The sequence below is a fragment of the Nocardia sp. NPDC049935 genome (genome assembly GCF_055586645.1).
Genome location: NZ_JBVJHV010000005.1, coordinates 499,978 through 518,640 on the forward strand (window position 1 = coordinate 499,978; position 18,663 = coordinate 518,640).

Below are 18,663 nucleotides of genomic sequence, written 5' to 3' on the forward strand. Positions count from 1 at the left end.
CCAGGGCGCCCGGCCGCGACGCGGCCCGGATCTACTTGTGTCCCGGATCCCGGACGGCCTTGCGGGCGGCCTCCTGCGCCTTGTCGACCTGGCTCGCGTATTTGCCACCGGTCTTCTTGTCCACCGCGTCACCGACCTTCTCGATCAGCGGGTCCACCTTGCCGGCGTTCTTCCGGGCCAGGCCCAGCGCCTTGTTCGCCAGTCCCTTGAAATCCATTGCCGCTCCTCGCTCGAACCCATCGACCAAGATCCAGAGTACCCAGCGGGGAGCGTGCGCGCGGCGCCGAACGGGTGGCGCCCACCCTCACGATTCGCCCAGCCAGGCCGGATGCCAGAAGCGGCCGCCGTCGGTCCAATCCATGTACCGCACACTGCCTTCGACCTTCGGGGTCACCCACATCACATCGCGGCATTCGTCCGCGGTCATCTCATTGGTGAACGGGCTGGTCTTACGCTCCAGGCGGCGCAGGCGGCCCGCCAGTTCCGCCATCGCCGCGTCACCGAAACCCGTACCGACCCGCCCGGTGTACACCAGCCCGTCCGGCCCGGGCACCCCCACCAGCAGGGAAGCGAACGCGCGCGCCTTACTGCGCCGCATACCGCCCACCAGCACCTCCTGGGTCCGCCAGTTGCGGTATTTCACCCAGGCGTGCCCGCGTGTCCCCGGCAGGTACACCGAGTCGAGCCGTTTGGCGACCACCCCCTCGGCGCCCTCGGCACGGCTCTGCCGCAACGCGTCCCCGCCGCCGCCCTCGTAGCGCGGCGGCACCCGCAGCGCCGGACTCGTCGCGGCCAGCGCCTCCAGCACCCGCCGGCGGTCGCTGTAGCGTTTGCGCAGCAGCGAGGTGCCGTCCAGGTACAGCAGGTCGAAGGCCAGGAACTCGGCCTGTCGCGGATTCGCCTTCAGCAGTGCGATGTTCACCGCGCCGCCGGGTCCGCGGACGATGATCTCCCCGTCCAGCACCGCCTGGTGATCGGCGAGTTCCTCGGCGAGCACCGCCAGTTGCGGATAGCGTTCGGTCACATCGTTACCCGCCCGGCTGCGCAACCGTAGTTCACCCGCGTCGATTTCGACCAGCAGCCGGTAGCCGTCCCATTTGCGCTCGAACGCCCACTCCGATTCCGGCAGGTCCTCGACCTCGCCGCCGGTGGCCAGCATCGGGGTGAGCCCGCGCGGGAGTTCACCCAGCGCGGGCTGTTCCTTCATCAGATGCATCAGCCACTGATCGCCCTCGGTGCGGATCAGCGCGTACCGGCCGCGCAACCGGTCGCCGCGCAGCACCACGATCACCTCGTCGTCGCGCCATTTCTCGGCGCGGTAGGTGCCGGTGTCCCAGACCGACATCTCCCCCGCCCCGTACTCCCCGGCCGGGATGGTGCCGTGGAAATCCAGATACTCCAGCGGGTGGTCCTCGGTGTGCACGGCGAGCCGGTTCTGTCGCGGGCTGTCCGGCGGGCCCTTCGGCACCGCCCATGACACCAGCACCCCGTCGCGTTCCAGCCGCACATCCCAATGCAGCCGCCGCGCGTGGTGCTCGTGCACGACATAGCGGTTGTCCGGCCCGCTGCGCGGCGAATGAACGGGTACCGGTTCGGGGGTGCGGGCGGGATCCCGCATCGAGCGGTACCTGGTGAGCGCGTCGTCCATCGGCGGATCCAGCCCGGCCAGCGGATCTCCGCCGGACCGGTAGCGTTCGAGCACCTCGTCGAATCGCAGCTGCCGCAGCTCACCCGGGTTCTCGAGCTCGTCCCAGTCGCGCGGGGCGGCGGCGTTCGGCTGTTCGCGCCCGCGCAGTGAGTACGGCGCGATCGTCGTCTTCGCCGGGTTGTTCTGACTCCAGTCCAGGAAGACCTTGCCCGCCCGCACCTTCTTGGCCATGGTGGCGGTCACCAGCTCGGGCATCAGCTGTTCGAGGTTGGTGGCCACCTGCCTGGCCACCGCCGACGCCCCGCCCGGCCCGAGAGTCCGGTCCAGCGGAACGTAGAGGTGGATACCTTTGCTCCCACTGGTCAGCGGATAGGCGCGCAGCCCGATCTCGCCGACCATATCCCGGACCCCGAGGGCCACCCGAGCGCATTCGGCGAGACCCGCGCCGGGGCCGGGGTCGAGGTCGAAGACCAGGCGCGTGGCCGGGCCGGCGTCGTCGCCGTCGAACCGCCACTGCGGTACGTGGACCTCCAGCGCCGCCTGCTGACCCAGCCACACCAGCCCGGCCTGTGACGAGATCACCGGGTAGGTGACGGTGCGCCCGGAATGCCGCTGCGCCCGGCGCGGCAGCCACTCGGGGGCGCCCGTCGCGAGGTTCTTCTCGAAGAAGGAGGATTCGCCGACACCGTTGGGCCAGCGTTTACGGGTGACGGGCCGCCCCGCCATATGCGGCAGCATGGCCGGGGCGATCTCGGCGTAGTAGTCGATCACCTCGCCCTTGGTGGTCCCGGTCGCCGGATAGAGGATTTTGCCGAGGTTGCTCAGCCGAACCTCGATATCCGGCTGCCCCGGTTCACCCCCGAAACTCCGGTTCACGGCGGATCACCGCCGCGGGCCGCCGGCCGGGACCGGCGGGCCGCAAGGGTTCACGCCGGTGTCCGGCCGTGGGTCACGGACGCGGGCCCGAACCCGGGGCCGGCGGCTGACCGGGGCCGCCCGGCTGGTCCGGGGGCACCACCTTGCGGGCGGCCTCCTTGCCCTTCTGGATCTTGTCGGAGTACTTGCCCTTGGTCTTCTGGTCGACGAAATCGCCGGCCTTGTCGACCGCTTGGTTGATCTTGTCGGAGTTCTTGGCCGCGACTTCCTGGCCCTTACCGACCAGATTCTTCAGGTTGTCCATCAAGCTCATTGCCGGATTCCTTCCCTGTCACCGTGCGGAACCGTTCACTCCATATCTTCCCACCACGAACGCGCCGGCGGGAGGTCGGCGATATCGAGCCGTTGCCCGGGTTGCGGTACCGCGATCGCGGTCCCGGCCGGGCCGGCGGCGTCCACCAGCCGGCGGACCGGCTCGGCCCACGGGTGCGGCGCCAGATTGAAGGTCGCCCAGTGGATCGGGACCAGCACCCCGTGGGACGGATCGCCCTGGCAGAGGTCGGCGTGGGCGCGCACCGCCTCCTCCGGGTTCATATGGATGTCGGACCAGTGCGGGTCGTAGGCGCCGATCGGCAGCAGGGTGAGGTCGAAGGGCCCGGACTGCGTCCCGGTCGCGGCGAAAGCCTTGGTGAAACCGGTGTCACCGCCGAAATAGACCCGGTGCTCCGGGCCGATCAGCGACCAGCCCGCCCACAGCGTGGTGTTGCGGACCAGCCCGCGCCCCGAGAAATGCCGGGCTTCGGCGCAGGTGATGGTCAGGTCACCGCGGCCGCCCTCGGGATCGGCGATCGAATACGAGCCGCCCCAATCCAATTCGATCACGCGCGCTTCGGGCACACCCCAGTGCCGCAGATGCGCGCCGACGCCCAGGGGCACCACGAACACCGCGCGCTGAGTGGCGACCAGGGTGGAGATGGTATCGGCGTCGAGGTGGTCGTAGTGATCGTGGGAGATCACCACCGCGTCCACCTGCGGCAGGTCCACCAGCTCCACCGGGACCGGATGGATACGGCTCGGGCCGACCAGCCGCGACGGCGAGACCCGCTCGCTCCACACCGGGTCGGTGAGCACTCGGTACCCGTCGATCTCGACCAGTGCGCTGGCATGCCCGTACCAGGTGACGGCCAGCGCGGCGGCCGCGGTCGGACGTTGCGGTTCGGCCAGTGGCACCGGAGCCTTCGGCCGGCCGGCGCGCAGGGCCGCCACCATCGACAGCAGACCGGCGGGGTTGTCACGGACGACGATCGGCGACGCGGGTTCGGTGTTGTGGAACTGCCGGTCGCGGTAGCTGCGGGCGCCGGTGGCGGTGGGCGCTATCGCCGACACCGAGGCGCCCAGCGCCGCCGGTAACCCGTCCAGGGCGCGCACCACCCAGCCGGCCACCGTCATCCCCGCCAGTCCCGCGAACGCGGCGGCGACGGTCCGGGTCCGCATCAGCGCCCCTGGAATTTCGGGGCCCGCTTCTCCTTGCGGGCCAGGCGGCCTTCTTCGGCATCCGCGCTGCTCCAGGCCGCCTCCAGCGCTTTGTGCTGGATCTGGTTGGCCGCGGCGCGGGTGCCGTCGTCGTTGAGCACGAGTTTCAGATGGCGCAGCGACAGCGGCGCGAGTTCGGCGATGGATTTCGCCCAGGTCTGGGCATCGGCGACGGTGCCGAGCCGGTTGGCGAAACCGAACGCGTAGGCATCGGCGGCCGAGATCGGTTCCGCGCCCAGCAGCAGCGTGCGGGCCGGACCGGCGCCGATCAGCGATACCAGCCGGCGGATGGTCCAGCTGTCCACGGAGATGCCGAGTTTGGCGGCGGGAATCGCCAGGTACGAGTCCGGCGGCAGGACACGCAGATCCGACGCCAGCGCCAGTTGCACCCCGGCCCCCAGAGCGGGCCCGTTGAGGGCCGCGATCACCGGCTGCGGCATCGACTCGATTTCGTGCAGCATATCCAGCAGGGCGTCGAGGAATTCGGTGGAGTACACACCGCCCAGGTCCGCACCGGCGCTGAACACCGGGCCGCGGCCGCTGATGACCACCACCCGGGCGTCCCGCTGCGCCTGGGCCAGCGCGTCGCGAAGCTGTACGACGAGGTCCAGATTCAGTGCGTTACGCCGGTCTTCCCGCTGTAGTTCGATCGTGACGACGTCGCCGTCGCGGCTGACCCCGAGCATGTGTGTCCTTCCCCGCTGAACGAATCCGATACAACAGCCGATAACGATGGGTTACTGCCCACTCTGCCACAGCGGCGGCAACGGCTCGCGTAAGCCGAAGCGGGCGACCCGGGCCCGGAGCCCGGCTCGGCGGGGGTGGGACCTCAGTTCTCCAGGCCGGCCGCGAAGGTCTCGGGATCGGGCCCGATACGGGTCCCCGTGTCGAGTCCGGAGACGGCCGCCATCTGCTCGGCCGACAGTTCGAACCCGAAGACGTCGAAGTTCTCCTCGATCCGCGCGGGGGTCACCGATTTCGGGATCACCACATTGCCCAGCTGCAGATGCCAGCGAATGATCACCTGCGCGGGTGTGCGGTCCACCTCGCCGGCGATCCGGGTGACCACCGGATCGCCGAGCAGCGTGCCCTGCCCCAGCGGGCTCCAGGCCTCGGTGGCGATGGCGTGCTCGGCGTGGTACTCGCGGAGTTCACGCTGGATCAGCCCGGGGTGCAGCTCGATCTGGTTGACCGAGGGGGTCTGCCCGGTTTCGGCGATGACCCGCTCCAGATCGGGCACCCGGAAGTTGGAGACACCGATGGAACGCACCAGTCCGTCGGCTTCGAGCCGCTGGAAGGCGCGGAAGGTGTCGACGAAGCGGTCCGCCGCGGCCGCCGGCCAGTGGATGAGATACAGGTCCAGATACTCCAGCCCCAGCCGCTTCAGGCTCGCGTCGAAGGCGCGCAGAGTGGAGTCGTAGCCCTGATCGGCGTTCCAGAGCTTCGTGGTGACGAAGACCTCGTCGCGGGGCAGCCCGAATTGCCGGATGGCCCGGCCGGTGCCCTCCTCGTTCTGATAGACCGCGGCGGTATCGATACTGCGGTACCCGGCCCGCAGGGCGGCCGTCACCGCATCGACGACCTCTTCGGCCGGAACCTGGAACACCCCGAACCCGAGCTGCGGCATCAAGCTGCCGTCGTTCAGGACGATGGGAGGAACAACACCGGTCTCACGTCTGGTGGTCACTGTTCCGACGGTAGAAGCGGTTCGGCGGCAGGTCAACGAAGACCCGGCTCGTGTTCGCGCCGCGGCGTAGCTCTGAACAACTTGACAGATCGTTGTGTTTTTACAACACTTCATTGTGTGAGCCCAGTGAGACGCGGGGAAACTCTGCCGATATTCAACCGGATCGCCGTACTACGCGCCGAGCACCGGATGTCGCGGGCGGCCCTGGCCGAGGCCGTGAACGTCAACCCGCAGACGATCGGCGCCCTCGAACGCGGCAACCACTACCCGAGCCTGGACCTGGCCCTGCGCATCTGCGAGGTGTTCGGGCTCCCGGTGGAGGCGGTGTTCTCCCGGACCGAGTTCACACCCCTGTCGGCCGAGCTGTACTCCCGTGAGAAAGGACAGCCGTCATGACTGCCGCCACCGAACCCACTTCCCTGCTCGACCGATACCGGGCCTACCGGATCCGGCGCTGGCTCGTCCGGGAGAAGCAGATCGCCGGCATGCTCCCGGGCTGGCGCACCACCCCGCGCCGCAGAATCCTGGTGGGCACCACGGTCGCGGCGCTGGTCCTGACGTTCGGCGCCGGTGTGCTGTGCGCGTTCGGGCTGGAGTGGGCCGCCCTGCTCGGCGGATTCGCCGTACTGGTCTTCCTGCCCTCGTGGACGATGGTGCGAATCGTCGCCGACGCGCAGGACAACGCACCGGCCGATACCCTCGACGAGCTGGAATTCGCCCAGCGCGAGACCGCCCGGTCGCTGGGGCTGACCGTCACCCAGGTCCTGTCGGTGTTCCCGATGATGTACCTCGTATGGAGCGGCGCGCTGTTCCCGGAAGCCGATGCCTCCCGCACCGCCTACGCGGGCGGGGTCATGATCCTGGCGACGCTGCTGGCCGGCGGTTGCGCGCCCGCCATGATCCTGGCCTGGACCGAACGAGATCCCGAACCGGAGAACTGACCCGGGATCAGGCCCGGAATCCTGATCCCGGAACCGATCCCGGCAGGGTGGGCGCGTCCCCGGGTGTCCCCAACCGGCGATATCGGCGGCTTCGGTCGGCTCGCAGCTCGGCAGGCGATCGCCCGGCCAATCCGGCCAGCTCTTCCGCGATCGCCGCCACCATGCGGCGCGCGAAATCGACCGGTTCGTCGGCGGCGTCGGGATATTCGGGAACGATCCGGTCCACGATCCCGTCGGCCAGCAGATCGGCGGACCGGATGCGCTGTGCCGCGGCCAGTTCCGGAGCATGCCCGGTATCCCGGTGCACGATGGCACTGGCACCCTCCGGCGGCAGCGGCGCGAGCCATCCGTGCGTCGCCGCCAGCACCCGGTCGGCGGGTAACAGCGCCAGCGCACCGCCACCGGTTCCCTGGCCGAGCAGCACCGATACCGTGGGAGTATCCAGTGTCACCAGATCGGCCAGGCAGCGGGCGATCTCCGGAGCCAGCCCGCGCTCCTCGGCCTCCTTCGACAGGGCGGCGCCGATCGTATCGATCACCAGCACCAGCGGAAGCCCCAGTTCGGCCGCCAGCTGCATACTGCGGCGGGCCTCCCGCAGCGCGGCGGGCCCCATGGTGTGCTCGGGATCCTGATTGGTGCGATCGTGCCCGAAGACGACACACGGCCAGCCCCGGAACCGGGCCAGCGCCAGCACCGCCGTCCGGTCGGTATCCCCCTGACCGGTGCCGCTGAGCGGGACACGCTGGGTGGCCCGGCGCAGCAGTTCGCGCATCCCCGGGCGATCCGGGCGCCGCGAGATCAGCACCGACTCCCAGGCCGCCGCGGGCGCACCGCGCGCGGCGGCGACCGGGTGCCGGACCGCCGGAGTGTCCGGTATCCGCACCGCCCCGCTGAACACACTCAGGGCACGGTGCGCGATACGCCGGAACACGGTCACATCGACGACCCCGTCGATCACCCCGGTGCGGTACAGGTTCTCCGCGATCTGCACGCCCTCCGGAAACGGCCGTTCGTACAGCGCCTCGTACACCCGGGGCCCGAGGAACCCGATGAGCGCCCCCGGTTCGGCGAAGGTGATGTGCCCGAGCGACCCCCAGGACGCGAACACCCCGCCCATGGTCGGGTTGCGCAGGTACACCACATACGGATGACCGGCGGATTTGTGCGCGGCGACGGCGCCCGCGATCTTCACCATCTGGACGAAGGCGAGCGTGCCCTCCTGCATCCGGGTCCCACCGGAGGTCGGAGACGCGACCAGCGGCAGCCCCGACGCGGTCGCCCGCTCGACAGCCGACACCACCCGTTCGGCCGCGGCGACCCCGATCGACCCGGCCAGGAACGCGAATTCGCACGCGATCACCGCGATACGGCGTCCCCGGAGCAGGCCCTCACCGGTGAGTACCGCCTCATCGGTACCCGCCGCGGCGGCGGCCCCGGACAGCGCCGACCGGTAGCTCTCGGTCCGCGCCACCGGTGGCGGCGCGACGTCCCAGCTCACGAACGTGCCCGGATCGAGCAGCGTATCGAGGAATTCCCGGGCCCCGAGCCGCCCCGAGCCGCGCGTCATCCGGCGACCGCCGGGTCGCCCGGTACCGTCACAGTCCCTACCGGCACGCCGACCAGTATGGCGCGGGCCGGCTCAGTAACCGCGGGTGACCTTCTGCAGCGCATACTCGGTCAGCCGGACGAGAGCTTCCTTGGCCGGTTCCCGGCGCCGCGCGTCGATCGGCATGATCGGCACGTCGGCGGGGACCGCCAGCGCCTGCCGGATGTCCTCGATCGGGTACTGCGGGGCATCGTCGAACTGGTTGAGTGCGACGAGGAACGGCAGGTTACGCGCCTCGAAGTAATCGACGGCGGCGAAGCTGTCCTCCAACCGGCGGGTGTCGATCAGCACCACCGCGCCGATCGCACCGCGGATCAGGTCGTCCCACATGAACCAGAATCGGTACTGACCCGGGGTACCGAAGAGGTAGAGCACCAGATCCTCGGCCAGGCTGATCCGGCCGAAGTCCATCGCCACCGTGGTGGTGGATTTGCTCTCGATACCCGCGAGACTGTCGATCCCGGCGCTGGCGTTTGTCACCAGAGCCTCGGTTCTCAACGGGACGATTTCCGAAACTGCCCCCACCAGCGTCGTTTTGCCCACGCCGAACCCGCCTGCCACCACGATCTTCGCCGAGGTGGGCTTGCTGAGGCGGGTATCGACCTGCGCCGTCGAATCATATACGCCGGAGTCCACTGAGAACCCTTTCGATCAGCTCGCGACGTTCATCGTCGCTGGAATCGTCTTTCAATGTCGCCGAAACGCGGACATGCCCGGCTTCGATCAGGTCCGCTACAAGTACCCGCGCCACCCCGATCGGTATACCCAGTCGAGCCGCTAGTTCGGCGACCGACGGCGACTCCCTGCACAGCTCGACTATCGAGTTTTCGATATTGCTCAGTTCGTACTGGCGTTCGAGCGATATGGGATGGGACGCGACGAGAGCCTCGAGCGCCAACTCGACCTTGGGTCTGGTCCGACCGGCAGTCAGTGAGTACGGGCGCACGAGACTGGGCTCGGAGCCTCCCACGCGGTGATCCTCTATGTCCATCCCACCATCAGGAACCCATTGTGACGCGCGGAGTGGCCTGAACTGTCTGGCCTACGCGTTCGACCAACAACGCCATCTCGTATCCGACCTGTCCGATATCGCAGGACGTATTGGTCAGAACCGCGAGATATGACCCGTCGCCCACCGCCATCAGCAGCAGGTAGCCGTGCTCCATCTCGACGACGGACTGCAGTACCGTGCCGCCTTCGAACAGATTGGACACACCCACCGAGAGACTGGCCAGACCGGCCGTGACAGCGGAGAGCTGTTCGGCGCGATCGACCGGTAGCTGGGCACTCGCCGCCATCAGCAGGCCGTCGGCCGAAACCAGAACGGCATGGGCCACGCCAGGAACCTCGCCTGCGAAGTTCGAAACCAGCCAATCCAACTGACGGTTCGTACCACCTAGTTCGGGGTTCATCGGTCTCCTTTGTCTCCGGTTAGGTTCATTGCTCTCATTGCACGGCCATCCCGAACACCTTGCTGGTGCCGACTCAAACTAGACCGGATCGTGTCGGGATTGCGACTCGGCGTACGCTCCTGGGCCCCGTTGACGGCGCCCGGGACCAACCGGCCGCCCGGATTACGCTGCGGCAAACCGGCCGCGGTACGGGTCTCGGGCTCGGCCTCGCTGGCCCGGCGGGCCGCCGTCCAGCCCTCGTCACCGGGAGAGTCGAAGGATGCCGCGGCCTGGGAGCGATCGGTATCCGAATCCGACAGCCAGGCCGACATCATCTCGGCGAAGATGGGCGTTCCACCCATGATGCTGTCGGGTTCCTCGGCCGGTTGCAGCCGGGTCTGGAAGAACGAGGCGGCCTTCGCCGGATTCGACTTGTAGCTGTGCCGGCCCGGCTCCCGCGGGGACGCGGTGTCCTTCCCGGTCTCGGCTTCCCGGGGTAGAGCCACCCCGGGCGGATTGTCGAATCGTTCGGCCGTATATCCACCCGGCTCACGCTGCGGCAGACCACCGGGTTCGGCCGGACGCCGGCGCGGAGCCGCGTCCCGCTGCGGCAGACCACCGGTGGATTCCCGGGTGGGCAGACCGTTCTCGACCGGCGCGCCACGCTGCGGCAGACCGCTCGAATCACGCTGCGGCAGGCCGCTGGAATCCCGCTGCGGCAGGCCGCTCGAATCACGCTGCGGCAGGCCGCCACCGGGGGCCGGACGCCGGGGCACGCCGTTACCGGGGGTATCGCGCCGGGAGGGCAGGCCCCCCGAGGGATCGCGGTGGGCGGGCAATTCACCGGAGGACTCCCGGGCGGGCAGACCGTTGGGCCCGGGTTCCCGCCGAGTCGGCAGACCACCGGACGCGGTATCGGCCGCGGGCCGCGGATCCTGATCACGCCGGGGCGGTTCGGCCGGAGCCGACCCACGCTGCGGCAGACCGGAACCGCCCGCATCGCGGGTGGGCGCACCGTTCGCACCCGGAGCCCGCTGCGGCAGGCCGCTCGAATCACGCTGCGGCAGGCCGCTCGAATCACGCTGCGGCAGACCACCGGAGCCACGCTGCGGCAGACCGCTCGGACCCGGCTGGCCCGGTTGACGCGACGGCAGCGGCCCGGCCGGACGCGGCGGCGCCGCGGCGGTATCGGACGGGGACTCGACAGGGCGCTCGGTCTCCGGTCGCGCCGGAGGGGCCTGCCGGTTCGCCGGCGCACCGTTCACACCCGGCTGCCGTTGCGGCAGCCCACCCGAACCCGGCGCGGCCGCGCCGCCGGCGCCCGGCTGCCGCTGCGGCAACCCGCCGGAGCCGGTCGAGGTCTCCCGGGGCGGGGGGCCACCGGCGGACGAATCGCCCGGAGTGCGTGGCGGGAGGGTCGGGGTGGCGCCGGTGCCACCCGGACCCACATTGCGTTTCGGCAGATTGGCGGCGGCCAGTTTGCCGCGCTGCGGAGCGCTACCCGCGCTCGCCTGCCGGAGACTGGTGACCCCTTCGTTCTGGGCCGTTCCAGCGGGCATCGCGTTACCGGGCTGCCGCTGCGGCAGTCCACCCGGACCCGTCGGCGCGGGGCCGGCCGGGCGCTCCGGCGGCTTGGGACGTTCGACCGCGGGCAGCGGGCCGCTCATCCCGGGGTCGACGGTGACCATCATGTTCCCGGCCGCGGTGCGGCTGATCCCACGGGTCTGCATCGAACCACCGGCGTTGCGCAGCGCGGCGGCCGCGGCCTCGTCCGGCGACTCCTCCTTCGCCTTCTTACCGGTATCGGCCGGCACCAGCGGCTGCGGCCCCGAACCGGTGGCCAGCGGCAGGATCTGGGTCTCGCCCGCCACGATCAGGCTCATCGGCACGTGCACGGTGACCGTGACGCCGGGATCGCGCGCGGTATCGAAGGTCGGGCGCAGCCGTACGTTCAGGCCGTGCCGTTCCGCGAGGCGGCCCACCACGAACAGACCCATATGACGCGCGGTATCGGGACCGGGCTCGGCGGTGCTCTCCAGACGGCGGTTGATCTCGGCCATCTCGCTGGGCGGCATACCGATACCGCGGTCGGCGACCTCGATCAGCAGACCCTGATCGTGCGCCTGCGCGAAGGTGAACTTCACATCCGTTTCCGGCGGAGAGGCACGCAGGGCGTTGTCCAGCAGCTCGGCGAACAGATGCGCCATATCGGAGGCGGCCGGTTCGATCAGCGCACCACGCGGGGTGGCGCCCAGCTTGACGCGCTCGTAGTCCTCGACCTCGGAGATCGCGGCGCGGAGGACGTCGGCGATCTCGACGGGGGCGGATTTGGCACGGCGCTGTTTGGTACCGGCCAGAATCAGCAGGTTGTCGCCGTTACGGCGCATACGCGCGGCGAGGTGGTCCAGCCGGAAGAGGTTCTCCAGCAGGCGCGGATCCTTCTCGTCGTACTCCATCGCCTCGATGAGGCTGAGCTGATGGTCGACGAGCGATTTACTGCGCCGGGCCAAGGTCTCGAACATATCGTTGACCTGGGAACGCATCTGCGCCTGATCACTGGCCAGGCGGAGCGCCTGACCGTGGATATCGTCGATGGCGCGGGCCAGCTGGCCGATCTCCTCCTCCGAGCGGATCGGCATCGGCTCCAGCGGGACCTCTTCGGGCGAGGCTCCGGTACGCAGCTGCGCGACCTCGTCGGGCAGATCGCTCTCGGCCACGCGCAGCGCGGCCAGGCGCAAGCGGTGCAGCGGCACGATCATCGACCGCGCCACGAATACCGCCAGCAGCAGCGCCGCGAGAATCGTCAGCAGCACGACGATCGAATAGACCACCGCGTCGGACAGCGCCTTGTCGGCCAGGCCGCGCACGCCGTCGTCGATCGCGCCGGTGGCCTCGCTGATCAGTTTGTCGGTGGTGGCGGTGCTGTCCAGCAGCGACTGCCGGGCCTCGCCCAGCGGCAGGCGGCCGGCCTGCGCCTCCGGGGTCTGCAGCAGACCCGCGCGGTAGTCGATGCCCTGGCGCAGCACCGTGATATCCGGATCCTCGGCGTTGTAGCGCTGGCTGAGGATGTTCAGCTGCTGACGTTCGGTATTGGTCGCGGTCAGGTAGGCCTGCTCGCCGGTCTCCTGGTTGCGCAGCAATTCGGCGGCCGCGGTGATCTCACCGACCATGGTGGCCCGCAGGTTCAGCGCGTCCGCCAGACGCAGCTTGTCCGGGTCGATGGACGAATCGCTGACCTCGCCGAGGATGGACTCCACCGCGCGGACACCGGCGTTACGCGCCGAGTCGAGGACGGCCACCGCCTCGTCCGGCGGCAGGTTCGACGGCGCCGTGCCCCCGGAACGTACGCCCTTGGCCTGATCGATCATCTCCGACAGCGCCTGATGGGCGGCGGGGACGTCGTCGAGGTCGCCGAGCGCGGACTCGGCCGCCGCGAGGGTGGCGTCGAGGGTCTTCAGGTTGTCCTCGGTGACCAGCGACCGGCCCGGAGCGATGGAGATGGCCTGGGAGCCGGCGACCGTCGAGGTGGCCGAACTCAGATCGATGACGGCGGGGACGAGACTGACGTTCTCGGAGGCCGAGCCCAGCCGGTTCGCCTCGCTCCACTCCGCCGATATCCTGGACACGCCGAGCCCGACCGCAACCGCCAACGGCACGGCCAGCACGGCCGTAACCTTCCAGCGAAGGTCCCAGTTACTCAGCGCCCAGCGCTTCGTGCCGGACCTAGCGGCGTCACGCATTCCCACTCACTTTCCAACCTGGCCCCAGCCATGCACCATCAGCGAAACTCCACACTCGCATGGTGGCTCGACGGGTGGAGCTGCCCGTGGGTCGCGGCTGGCCGAGAAATTGCGTCTACGACGGACCGAATTTGTGTCATCAGATTCTAACGGATCAATAACTTCTTGGTGTACTCAGCCCGGGTTCGCGCACATTGACCAGCCGGTTACAGGCATAAGCCATGGTCGCGACACCCGACTGGGGGTCGCGTGAAGTCTGCCACAATCGTGCTGATCTATCGAGGCGAGGATTGCGGCGAGCTAGGGAGCACGGGTGAACGCGAGGAACGAGTATCGACCGGTCTATCAGACCAGCCTGGTCGATCCGGCCGAGTTCTGGTCCCGCGCGGCATCCGCCATCGACTGGGATATACCCCCCGAGAAGGCAATCGACACCGATCGCAAGACATCACGCTGGTTTCCCGACGCCCGGCTCAATACCTGCTACAACGCCCTGGACCGCCATGTGGCGGCCGGACTGGCCGAGCAACCGGCGCTGATCTACGAATCCGTGATGACCACCGGCAGCCGGATCTACAGCTATGCCGAATTGCTCTTCGAGGTGGCCCGGTGCGCCGGGGCGATGCGAGATCTCGGCGTGACCGCCGGTGACCGGGTGGTGATCTACCTGCCGATGATTCCCGAGGCCGTGGTCGCGATGCTGGCCTGCGCCCGGATCGGGGCGGTGCACTCGGTGGTGTTCGGCGGTTTCGCCGCACCCGAACTCGCCGCCCGTATCGACGACGCCGAGCCGGTGCTGATCGTGACCGCCTCCGGTGGGCTGGAGCCCGGTCGCACGATCGAATACCCGCCGATCGTGCGGCGGGCGCTCACGCTGACCGAAACCCACGCACCCCGCGCGGTCCTGGTGAAACACCGCCCGGGATTCGCCGCGGCCGAACCCGGGCCCGCCACCGACGGGGCCGTGCGCTGGCTGGACTGGGACCTGGTCATGGCCGGCGCCGACGAGGCCGCGCCCGTCTCGGTCGCCGCCACCGACCCGCTGTACGTGCTCTACACCTCGGGCACCACGGGCAAACCGAAGGGCGTGGTCCGCGACAACGGCGGGCATGCGGTCGCACTCGCCTGGTCCATGCGCAACATCTACGACGTCGGGCCCGGCCGGGTCATCTGGGCCGCCTCCGATGTGGGCTGGGTGGTCGGCCACTCCTATATCGTCTACGCGCCGCTGCTGGCAGGTGCCACCACCCTGCTCTACGAAGGCAAACCGGTCGGCACCCCCGATGCCGGCGCCTTCTGGCGGGTTATCGCGAAGCATCAGGTGAATGCCCTGTTCACCGCCCCCACCGCGCTCCGGGCCATCCGCCGTGCCGACCCGTCCGCGGTCATGGCCCGCGAACACGATCTCACCTCGCTGCGGGCGCTCTTCTGCGCCGGCGAACGGCTCGATCCGGCCACCTACCACTGGGCGGCGGAAACCCTGCTGGACGGCCGCGACGACTGCCCCGTGGTCGACCACTGGTGGCAGACCGAGACGGGCTGGCCGATCTGCGCCAACCCGCTCGGACTCCAGCGGCTGCCGATCAAACCCGGATCGGCGTCGGTCCCGGTGCCGGGTTACCGGCTGCGCGTACTGGATTCCTCCGGCAACCCGGTGGCGGCCGGTACCGAGGGCACGATCGTCATCGGCCTCCCCCTGCCGCCCGGCGCGCTCACCGGACTATGGCACGACGAAGAACGGTACAAACGTTCCTATCTTTCGGCCTATCCCGGCCATTTCCTCACCGGCGACTCCGGCTATTTCGACGAGGACGGTTACCTTTTCGTCCTCGGACGCAGCGACGACGTGATCAATATGGCCGGACACCGCCTTTCCGCGGGCAGTATCGAAGCCGCCGTCGCCGGACACGAAGCCGTCGCCGAATGCGCCGTGATCGGACTTCCCGATGAGCTCAAAGGACAACGGCCCATCGCTTACGTCGTACTCAAATCCGACGCAGTGATCGATATCGAAACTCTGCGTGAGGAATTGAGCGAACGGGTCCGCACCCAGATCGGCCCGATCGCCGGACTCCACGACGCGGTGGTGGTTCCGGCCCTGCCCAAAACCCGTTCCGGCAAGATTCTGAGAAAGACCCTCCGGCAGATGACCGCGGGCGAAAACATCGAAACTCCCTCCACCATCGAAGATCCCACCGTTCTCGACCTACTCGCCCGGATCGTCCGGCGCCCGCAAGACACAAACTCCTCTTAAGAAAACCTCAGAGATCGGCCAACCCCGGCCAATACGGTCTGAGGAGTCCGCGAGCCGAGCACGGCTCGACACGACACGTAGGAGGCAGTAACCCCCATGGCACTCTCCACGACCCGCAAGCGCGGCACCTTCGGCCTCACCGCCCTCACCCTCGGCGCGGCGGCCGCGGCATTCCTCAGCCCCGCCGTCGCCTCGGCGGGCCCACTGGAAATGGCCGAACCGCTGCTGACCAGCGAATGCTCCTTCGCCCAGGTCGACGCCGCCCTCCACGACCAGGCCCCCGAACTCGCCGCGATGCTGGACAACAACCCCGACCTCAAGTCCCAGCTGCAGACGAAGTTCGACCAGCCGGTCGAACAGCGCCGCGCCGAACTGCAGCAGTACATCGAACAGAACCCGCAGGCCGCCCAGCAGGCCCAGGACGACCCCCGGTCCCAGCAACTGCGAGCCACCCTCCAAGGCGTAGCCGACACCTGCCAGAGCTATTAATTTTGGAGCTGTAATTTTGGAGCAGCTCCGCTGCTCGAGGTTCGGCCCTCCTGAGCGTCGGCTGTCAGCGCTCGAGACTCGTGGCTTCGCCACATGCGCTTCGAGCACTGACAGCCGACGCGGGCCGAACCAGGGCCTCGCGGGGCGAGGCGGGCGGGGGGACTTCGCGACGGAAGGCGAACTGTGGACGTCGAGCTGATCGGTGCGGGCCGGGCACGGGGAGGCTCGGCGCATCCCATCGGCGCCGAGTTCAGCGAGGCCATCAATGGGTTTCGGGCCGTCCCGTGTTTCAGCCCTCGAAGCGAGGCGGCGAAGCCGCGAGTCTCGAGGGCTGAAACACGGGACACAAGGGGCCCGAAACCCCGCGGCGCCGCAGGCGCCGCCAATAAACCCTGCAGAATGAAGTTGTGAGCGATCGGAACTCCAAGCCCGCCGTGCTCGTGGTCGACGACGACGAGGATGTTCTCGCGTCCGTCGAGCGGGGGTTGCGGTTGTCCGGGTTCGAGGTGAGCATCGCGCGGGACGGGGCCGCCGCGCTGCGCGCGGTGTCCGAGCGGGCTCCCGACGCGATCGTGCTGGATATGAACATGCCGGTGCTCGACGGGGCGGGTGTGGTGACCGCGCTGCGGGCCATGGGCAACGAGGTGCCGATCTGTGTGTTGAGCGCGCGTAGCTCGGTGGGTGACCGGATCGCGGGGCTGGAGTCGGGGGCCGACGACTACCTGGTCAAACCGTTCGTGCTGGCCGAGCTGGTGGCCCGGATCAAGGCGCTGCTGCGGCGGCGCACCGATACCGCGCCGGCGGAGGCGCCGGACACCATCACCGTGGGGCCGCTGCAGGTGGATACCGCGGGGTACCGGGCGCTGGTGAACGGGCAGGAGATCGAGCTGACCAAACGGGAGTTCGAACTGCTGTCGACGCTGGCTCGTAACGCGGGGGTGGTGTTGAGCCGGGAGCGCCTGCTGGAGCTGGTGTGGGGCTACGACTTCGCCGCCGATACCAATGTGGTGGACGTTTTCGTCGGCTATCTGCGCCGGAAGCTGGAATCCGACGGTACGCCGCGGCTGCTGCACACCATTCGCGGTGTGGGGTTCGTGCTGCGGGAAACGAAGTGAGCGACGGGAACCCCCGCAGGCGCCGCCGGTCCTATTCGCTGCGGACCCGGGTCGCGGGGGCGGCCGCGGCGGGGGCCGTACTCATCGTCGCGCTGGTGAGCGCGATCGCGGTACCGGCGATCGAACGCAACAATCAGCAGCAGACCGATCAGCAGCTGCGGATCGCGTCGCGGCTGGTGGTGATCGATCCGGTGATCGCGGTGGGGGTGGTGAACCTGGTGGGCCCGGACCGGGATATGGCGCTGACGGTCCGCAACGACGGCGCGGTGGTCGCCTCCAGTTCCACCCGGTTGCCGGAGCTGGAGCCGGGGTCGCGGACTGTCGATGTGGACGGAACACCGTATCGGGTGCTCACGACCACGGAGAACCAGCCCGCGGGCCGGACGGTATCGCTGGGTATCCCGGCCACCGAGGCGGCGGAGGCGACGGCCGATCAGCAGCGGTGGGTCCTGGTCGGCGGACTGCTGGCGATCGCGGCGTCGGCGGGGCTGGGCTGGCTTTTCGGGGGCCGGGCGGTCCGGCCGATCATGGTGCTCACCCGGCAGGTCGGGGCTCGCACCGGGTATCGCGACGCGACTCCGGAGCCCGTGGACAGTTCCGGTGTGCTGGAGGCCGAGCAGCTGGCCGAAGCGGTGAACACCATGCTGGGCCGGGTCGATCAGGCCCAGGCCGATACCGCGGCCGCGCTGGAGACGGCCCGCGATTTCGCCGCTGTGTCCGCGCATGAATTGCGCACCCCGCTCACCGCCATGCGCACCGATCTGGAAGTGCTGGCGACCCTCGACCTGGACGAGTCGCAGCGCACCGAGATCCTGGCCGATCTGCAGCGCAGTCAGGGCCGGGTGGAGACCACCCTGGCCGCGCTGGAACGCCTGGCCTCCGGGGACCTGACCTCCGAACGCGACCATATCGACACCGATATCGCCGAACTGTGCGATCAGGCCGCCCACGACGCGATGCGCCACTATCCGGGACTCGCGGTCCGTATCGATACCGACGCCGAGCTGGTGACCCGGGGTCTGCCCGCGGGCCTGCGCCTGGCCGTGGACAACGCGATGAAGAATTCGGTGAAACACGGCGGCGCCACCGAGATCGTGCTGTCGGCGCACCGCCACCCCGACGGCACCATCGTCGTCTCGGTCGACGACAACGGCCGCGGCCTGCCGGTCGAGGAGCGGGAATCGGTTTTCGCCCGGTTCGCCCGCGGCAGCAATGCCCGCAAGGGCGGTTCGGGCCTGGGTCTGGCGCTGGTGGCGCAGCAGGCGCAGCTGCACGGGGGCCGGGCCTATTTCGACGACGGCGTGCTCGGCGGAGTCCGGCTGGTATTGCTGCTACCGCAGCGGCGGGGCTGATCGTCTTCTGTTCTCCGGGCCGCGCGGAAAA

Annotated in this window: 17 protein-coding genes; 6 read left to right on the forward strand and 11 right to left on the reverse strand. The window is 69.2% G+C overall.

From position 1 onward, the window contains the following. Window positions 1–31 precede the first annotated feature (31 nt). From ACZ6SF_RS21995 to ACZ6SF_RS22020, 6 genes are all read right to left on the reverse strand, one after another. Window positions 32–217 (reverse strand): antitoxin, encoded by a 186-nt coding sequence (locus ACZ6SF_RS21995; protein ID WP_466064015.1) that lies wholly within the window; start codon window positions 215–217, stop codon window positions 32–34. Between the two features lie 87 nt (window positions 218–304). After that, window positions 305–2,524, reverse strand: a complete 2,220-nt coding sequence (locus tag ACZ6SF_RS22000; RefSeq protein WP_466064016.1) for an ATP-dependent DNA ligase — start codon at window positions 2,522–2,524, stop codon at window positions 305–307. A 73-nt stretch (window positions 2,525–2,597) separates the two neighbouring features. Then, window positions 2,598–2,837 (reverse strand): antitoxin, encoded by a 240-nt coding sequence (locus ACZ6SF_RS22005; protein WP_466064017.1) that lies wholly within the window; start codon window positions 2,835–2,837, stop codon window positions 2,598–2,600. 35 nt (window positions 2,838–2,872) lie between these two features. Beyond that, window positions 2,873–4,018 carry an MBL fold metallo-hydrolase gene (locus ACZ6SF_RS22010; protein ID WP_466064018.1) on the reverse strand — a complete coding sequence of 382 codons (1,146 nt, stop codon included), beginning with the start codon at window positions 4,016–4,018 and terminating at the stop codon, window positions 2,873–2,875. Further along, complete coding sequence (locus ACZ6SF_RS22015) at window positions 4,018–4,743, reverse strand: enoyl-CoA hydratase (RefSeq protein WP_466064019.1); 726 nt, start codon at window positions 4,741–4,743, stop codon at window positions 4,018–4,020. The genes ACZ6SF_RS22010 and ACZ6SF_RS22015 overlap by 1 nt, the downstream gene beginning before the upstream one ends. Window positions 4,744–4,886: 143 nt before the next feature. Beyond that, window positions 4,887–5,744, reverse strand: coding sequence for an aldo/keto reductase (locus ACZ6SF_RS22020; protein WP_466064020.1), 858 nt, complete (start codon window positions 5,742–5,744; stop codon window positions 4,887–4,889). 117 nt (window positions 5,745–5,861) lie between these two features. Here ACZ6SF_RS22020 and ACZ6SF_RS22025 point away from each other — a divergent pair, with 117 nt between their 5' ends. Together ACZ6SF_RS22025 and ACZ6SF_RS22030 are read left to right on the forward strand one after the other, a co-directional pair. Next, the gene (locus tag ACZ6SF_RS22025) at window positions 5,862–6,140 is read left to right on the forward strand and encodes a helix-turn-helix transcriptional regulator (protein WP_466064021.1); all 279 of its coding nucleotides are present in this window, start codon (window positions 5,862–5,864) and stop codon (window positions 6,138–6,140) included. Next, complete coding sequence (locus tag ACZ6SF_RS22030) at window positions 6,137–6,685, forward strand: hypothetical protein (protein ID WP_466064022.1); 549 nt, start codon at window positions 6,137–6,139, stop codon at window positions 6,683–6,685. Before ACZ6SF_RS22025 ends, ACZ6SF_RS22030 begins: the two co-directional genes overlap by 4 nt. A 7-nt stretch (window positions 6,686–6,692) precedes the next feature. On the opposite strand, the gene ACZ6SF_RS22035 is transcribed toward ACZ6SF_RS22030, so the two are convergent. The 5 genes from ACZ6SF_RS22035 to ACZ6SF_RS22055 form a co-directional block, all read right to left on the reverse strand. After that, on the reverse strand, window positions 6,693–8,252 hold the full coding sequence (locus ACZ6SF_RS22035; RefSeq protein ID WP_466064023.1) for a carboxyl transferase domain-containing protein: 1,560 nt from the start codon (window positions 8,250–8,252) through the stop codon (window positions 6,693–6,695). Between the two features lie 72 nt (window positions 8,253–8,324). Continuing rightward, window positions 8,325–8,927 carry a GTP-binding protein gene (locus tag ACZ6SF_RS22040; protein ID WP_449999332.1) on the reverse strand — a complete coding sequence of 201 codons (603 nt, stop codon included), beginning with the start codon at window positions 8,925–8,927 and terminating at the stop codon, window positions 8,325–8,327. Continuing rightward, the gene (locus ACZ6SF_RS22045) at window positions 8,908–9,282 is read right to left on the reverse strand and encodes a DUF742 domain-containing protein (RefSeq protein ID WP_030522783.1); all 375 of its coding nucleotides are present in this window, start codon (window positions 9,280–9,282) and stop codon (window positions 8,908–8,910) included. The genes ACZ6SF_RS22040 and ACZ6SF_RS22045 overlap by 20 nt, the downstream gene beginning before the upstream one ends. A 7-nt stretch (window positions 9,283–9,289) precedes the next feature. Next, window positions 9,290–9,703, reverse strand: a complete 414-nt coding sequence (locus tag ACZ6SF_RS22050; RefSeq protein WP_030522784.1) for a roadblock/LC7 domain-containing protein — start codon at window positions 9,701–9,703, stop codon at window positions 9,290–9,292. After that, a complete protein-coding gene (locus ACZ6SF_RS22055; RefSeq protein WP_466064024.1) occupies window positions 9,700–13,422 on the reverse strand; it encodes a sensor histidine kinase in 3,723 nt (1,240 codons plus the stop codon). The genes ACZ6SF_RS22050 and ACZ6SF_RS22055 overlap by 4 nt, the downstream gene beginning before the upstream one ends. Before the next feature lie 313 nt (window positions 13,423–13,735). Here ACZ6SF_RS22055 and ACZ6SF_RS22060 point away from each other — a divergent pair, with 313 nt between their 5' ends. The 4 genes from ACZ6SF_RS22060 (at window position 13,736) to ACZ6SF_RS22075 (ending at window position 18,632) form a co-directional block, all read left to right on the forward strand. Beyond that, a complete protein-coding gene (locus ACZ6SF_RS22060) occupies window positions 13,736–15,676 on the forward strand; it encodes an AMP-binding protein (RefSeq protein ID WP_466064025.1) in 1,941 nt (646 codons plus the stop codon). A gap of 96 nt (window positions 15,677–15,772) precedes the next feature. Then, complete coding sequence (locus ACZ6SF_RS22065) at window positions 15,773–16,165, forward strand: hemophore-related protein (protein ID WP_466064026.1); 393 nt, start codon at window positions 15,773–15,775, stop codon at window positions 16,163–16,165. 407 nt (window positions 16,166–16,572) lie between these two features. Next, window positions 16,573–17,280, forward strand: coding sequence for a response regulator transcription factor (locus ACZ6SF_RS22070; protein WP_466064027.1), 708 nt, complete (start codon window positions 16,573–16,575; stop codon window positions 17,278–17,280). Further along, window positions 17,277–18,632, forward strand: a complete 1,356-nt coding sequence (locus ACZ6SF_RS22075; RefSeq protein ID WP_466064028.1) for a sensor histidine kinase — start codon at window positions 17,277–17,279, stop codon at window positions 18,630–18,632. Before ACZ6SF_RS22070 ends, ACZ6SF_RS22075 begins: the two co-directional genes overlap by 4 nt. Window positions 18,633–18,663 lie beyond the last annotated feature (31 nt).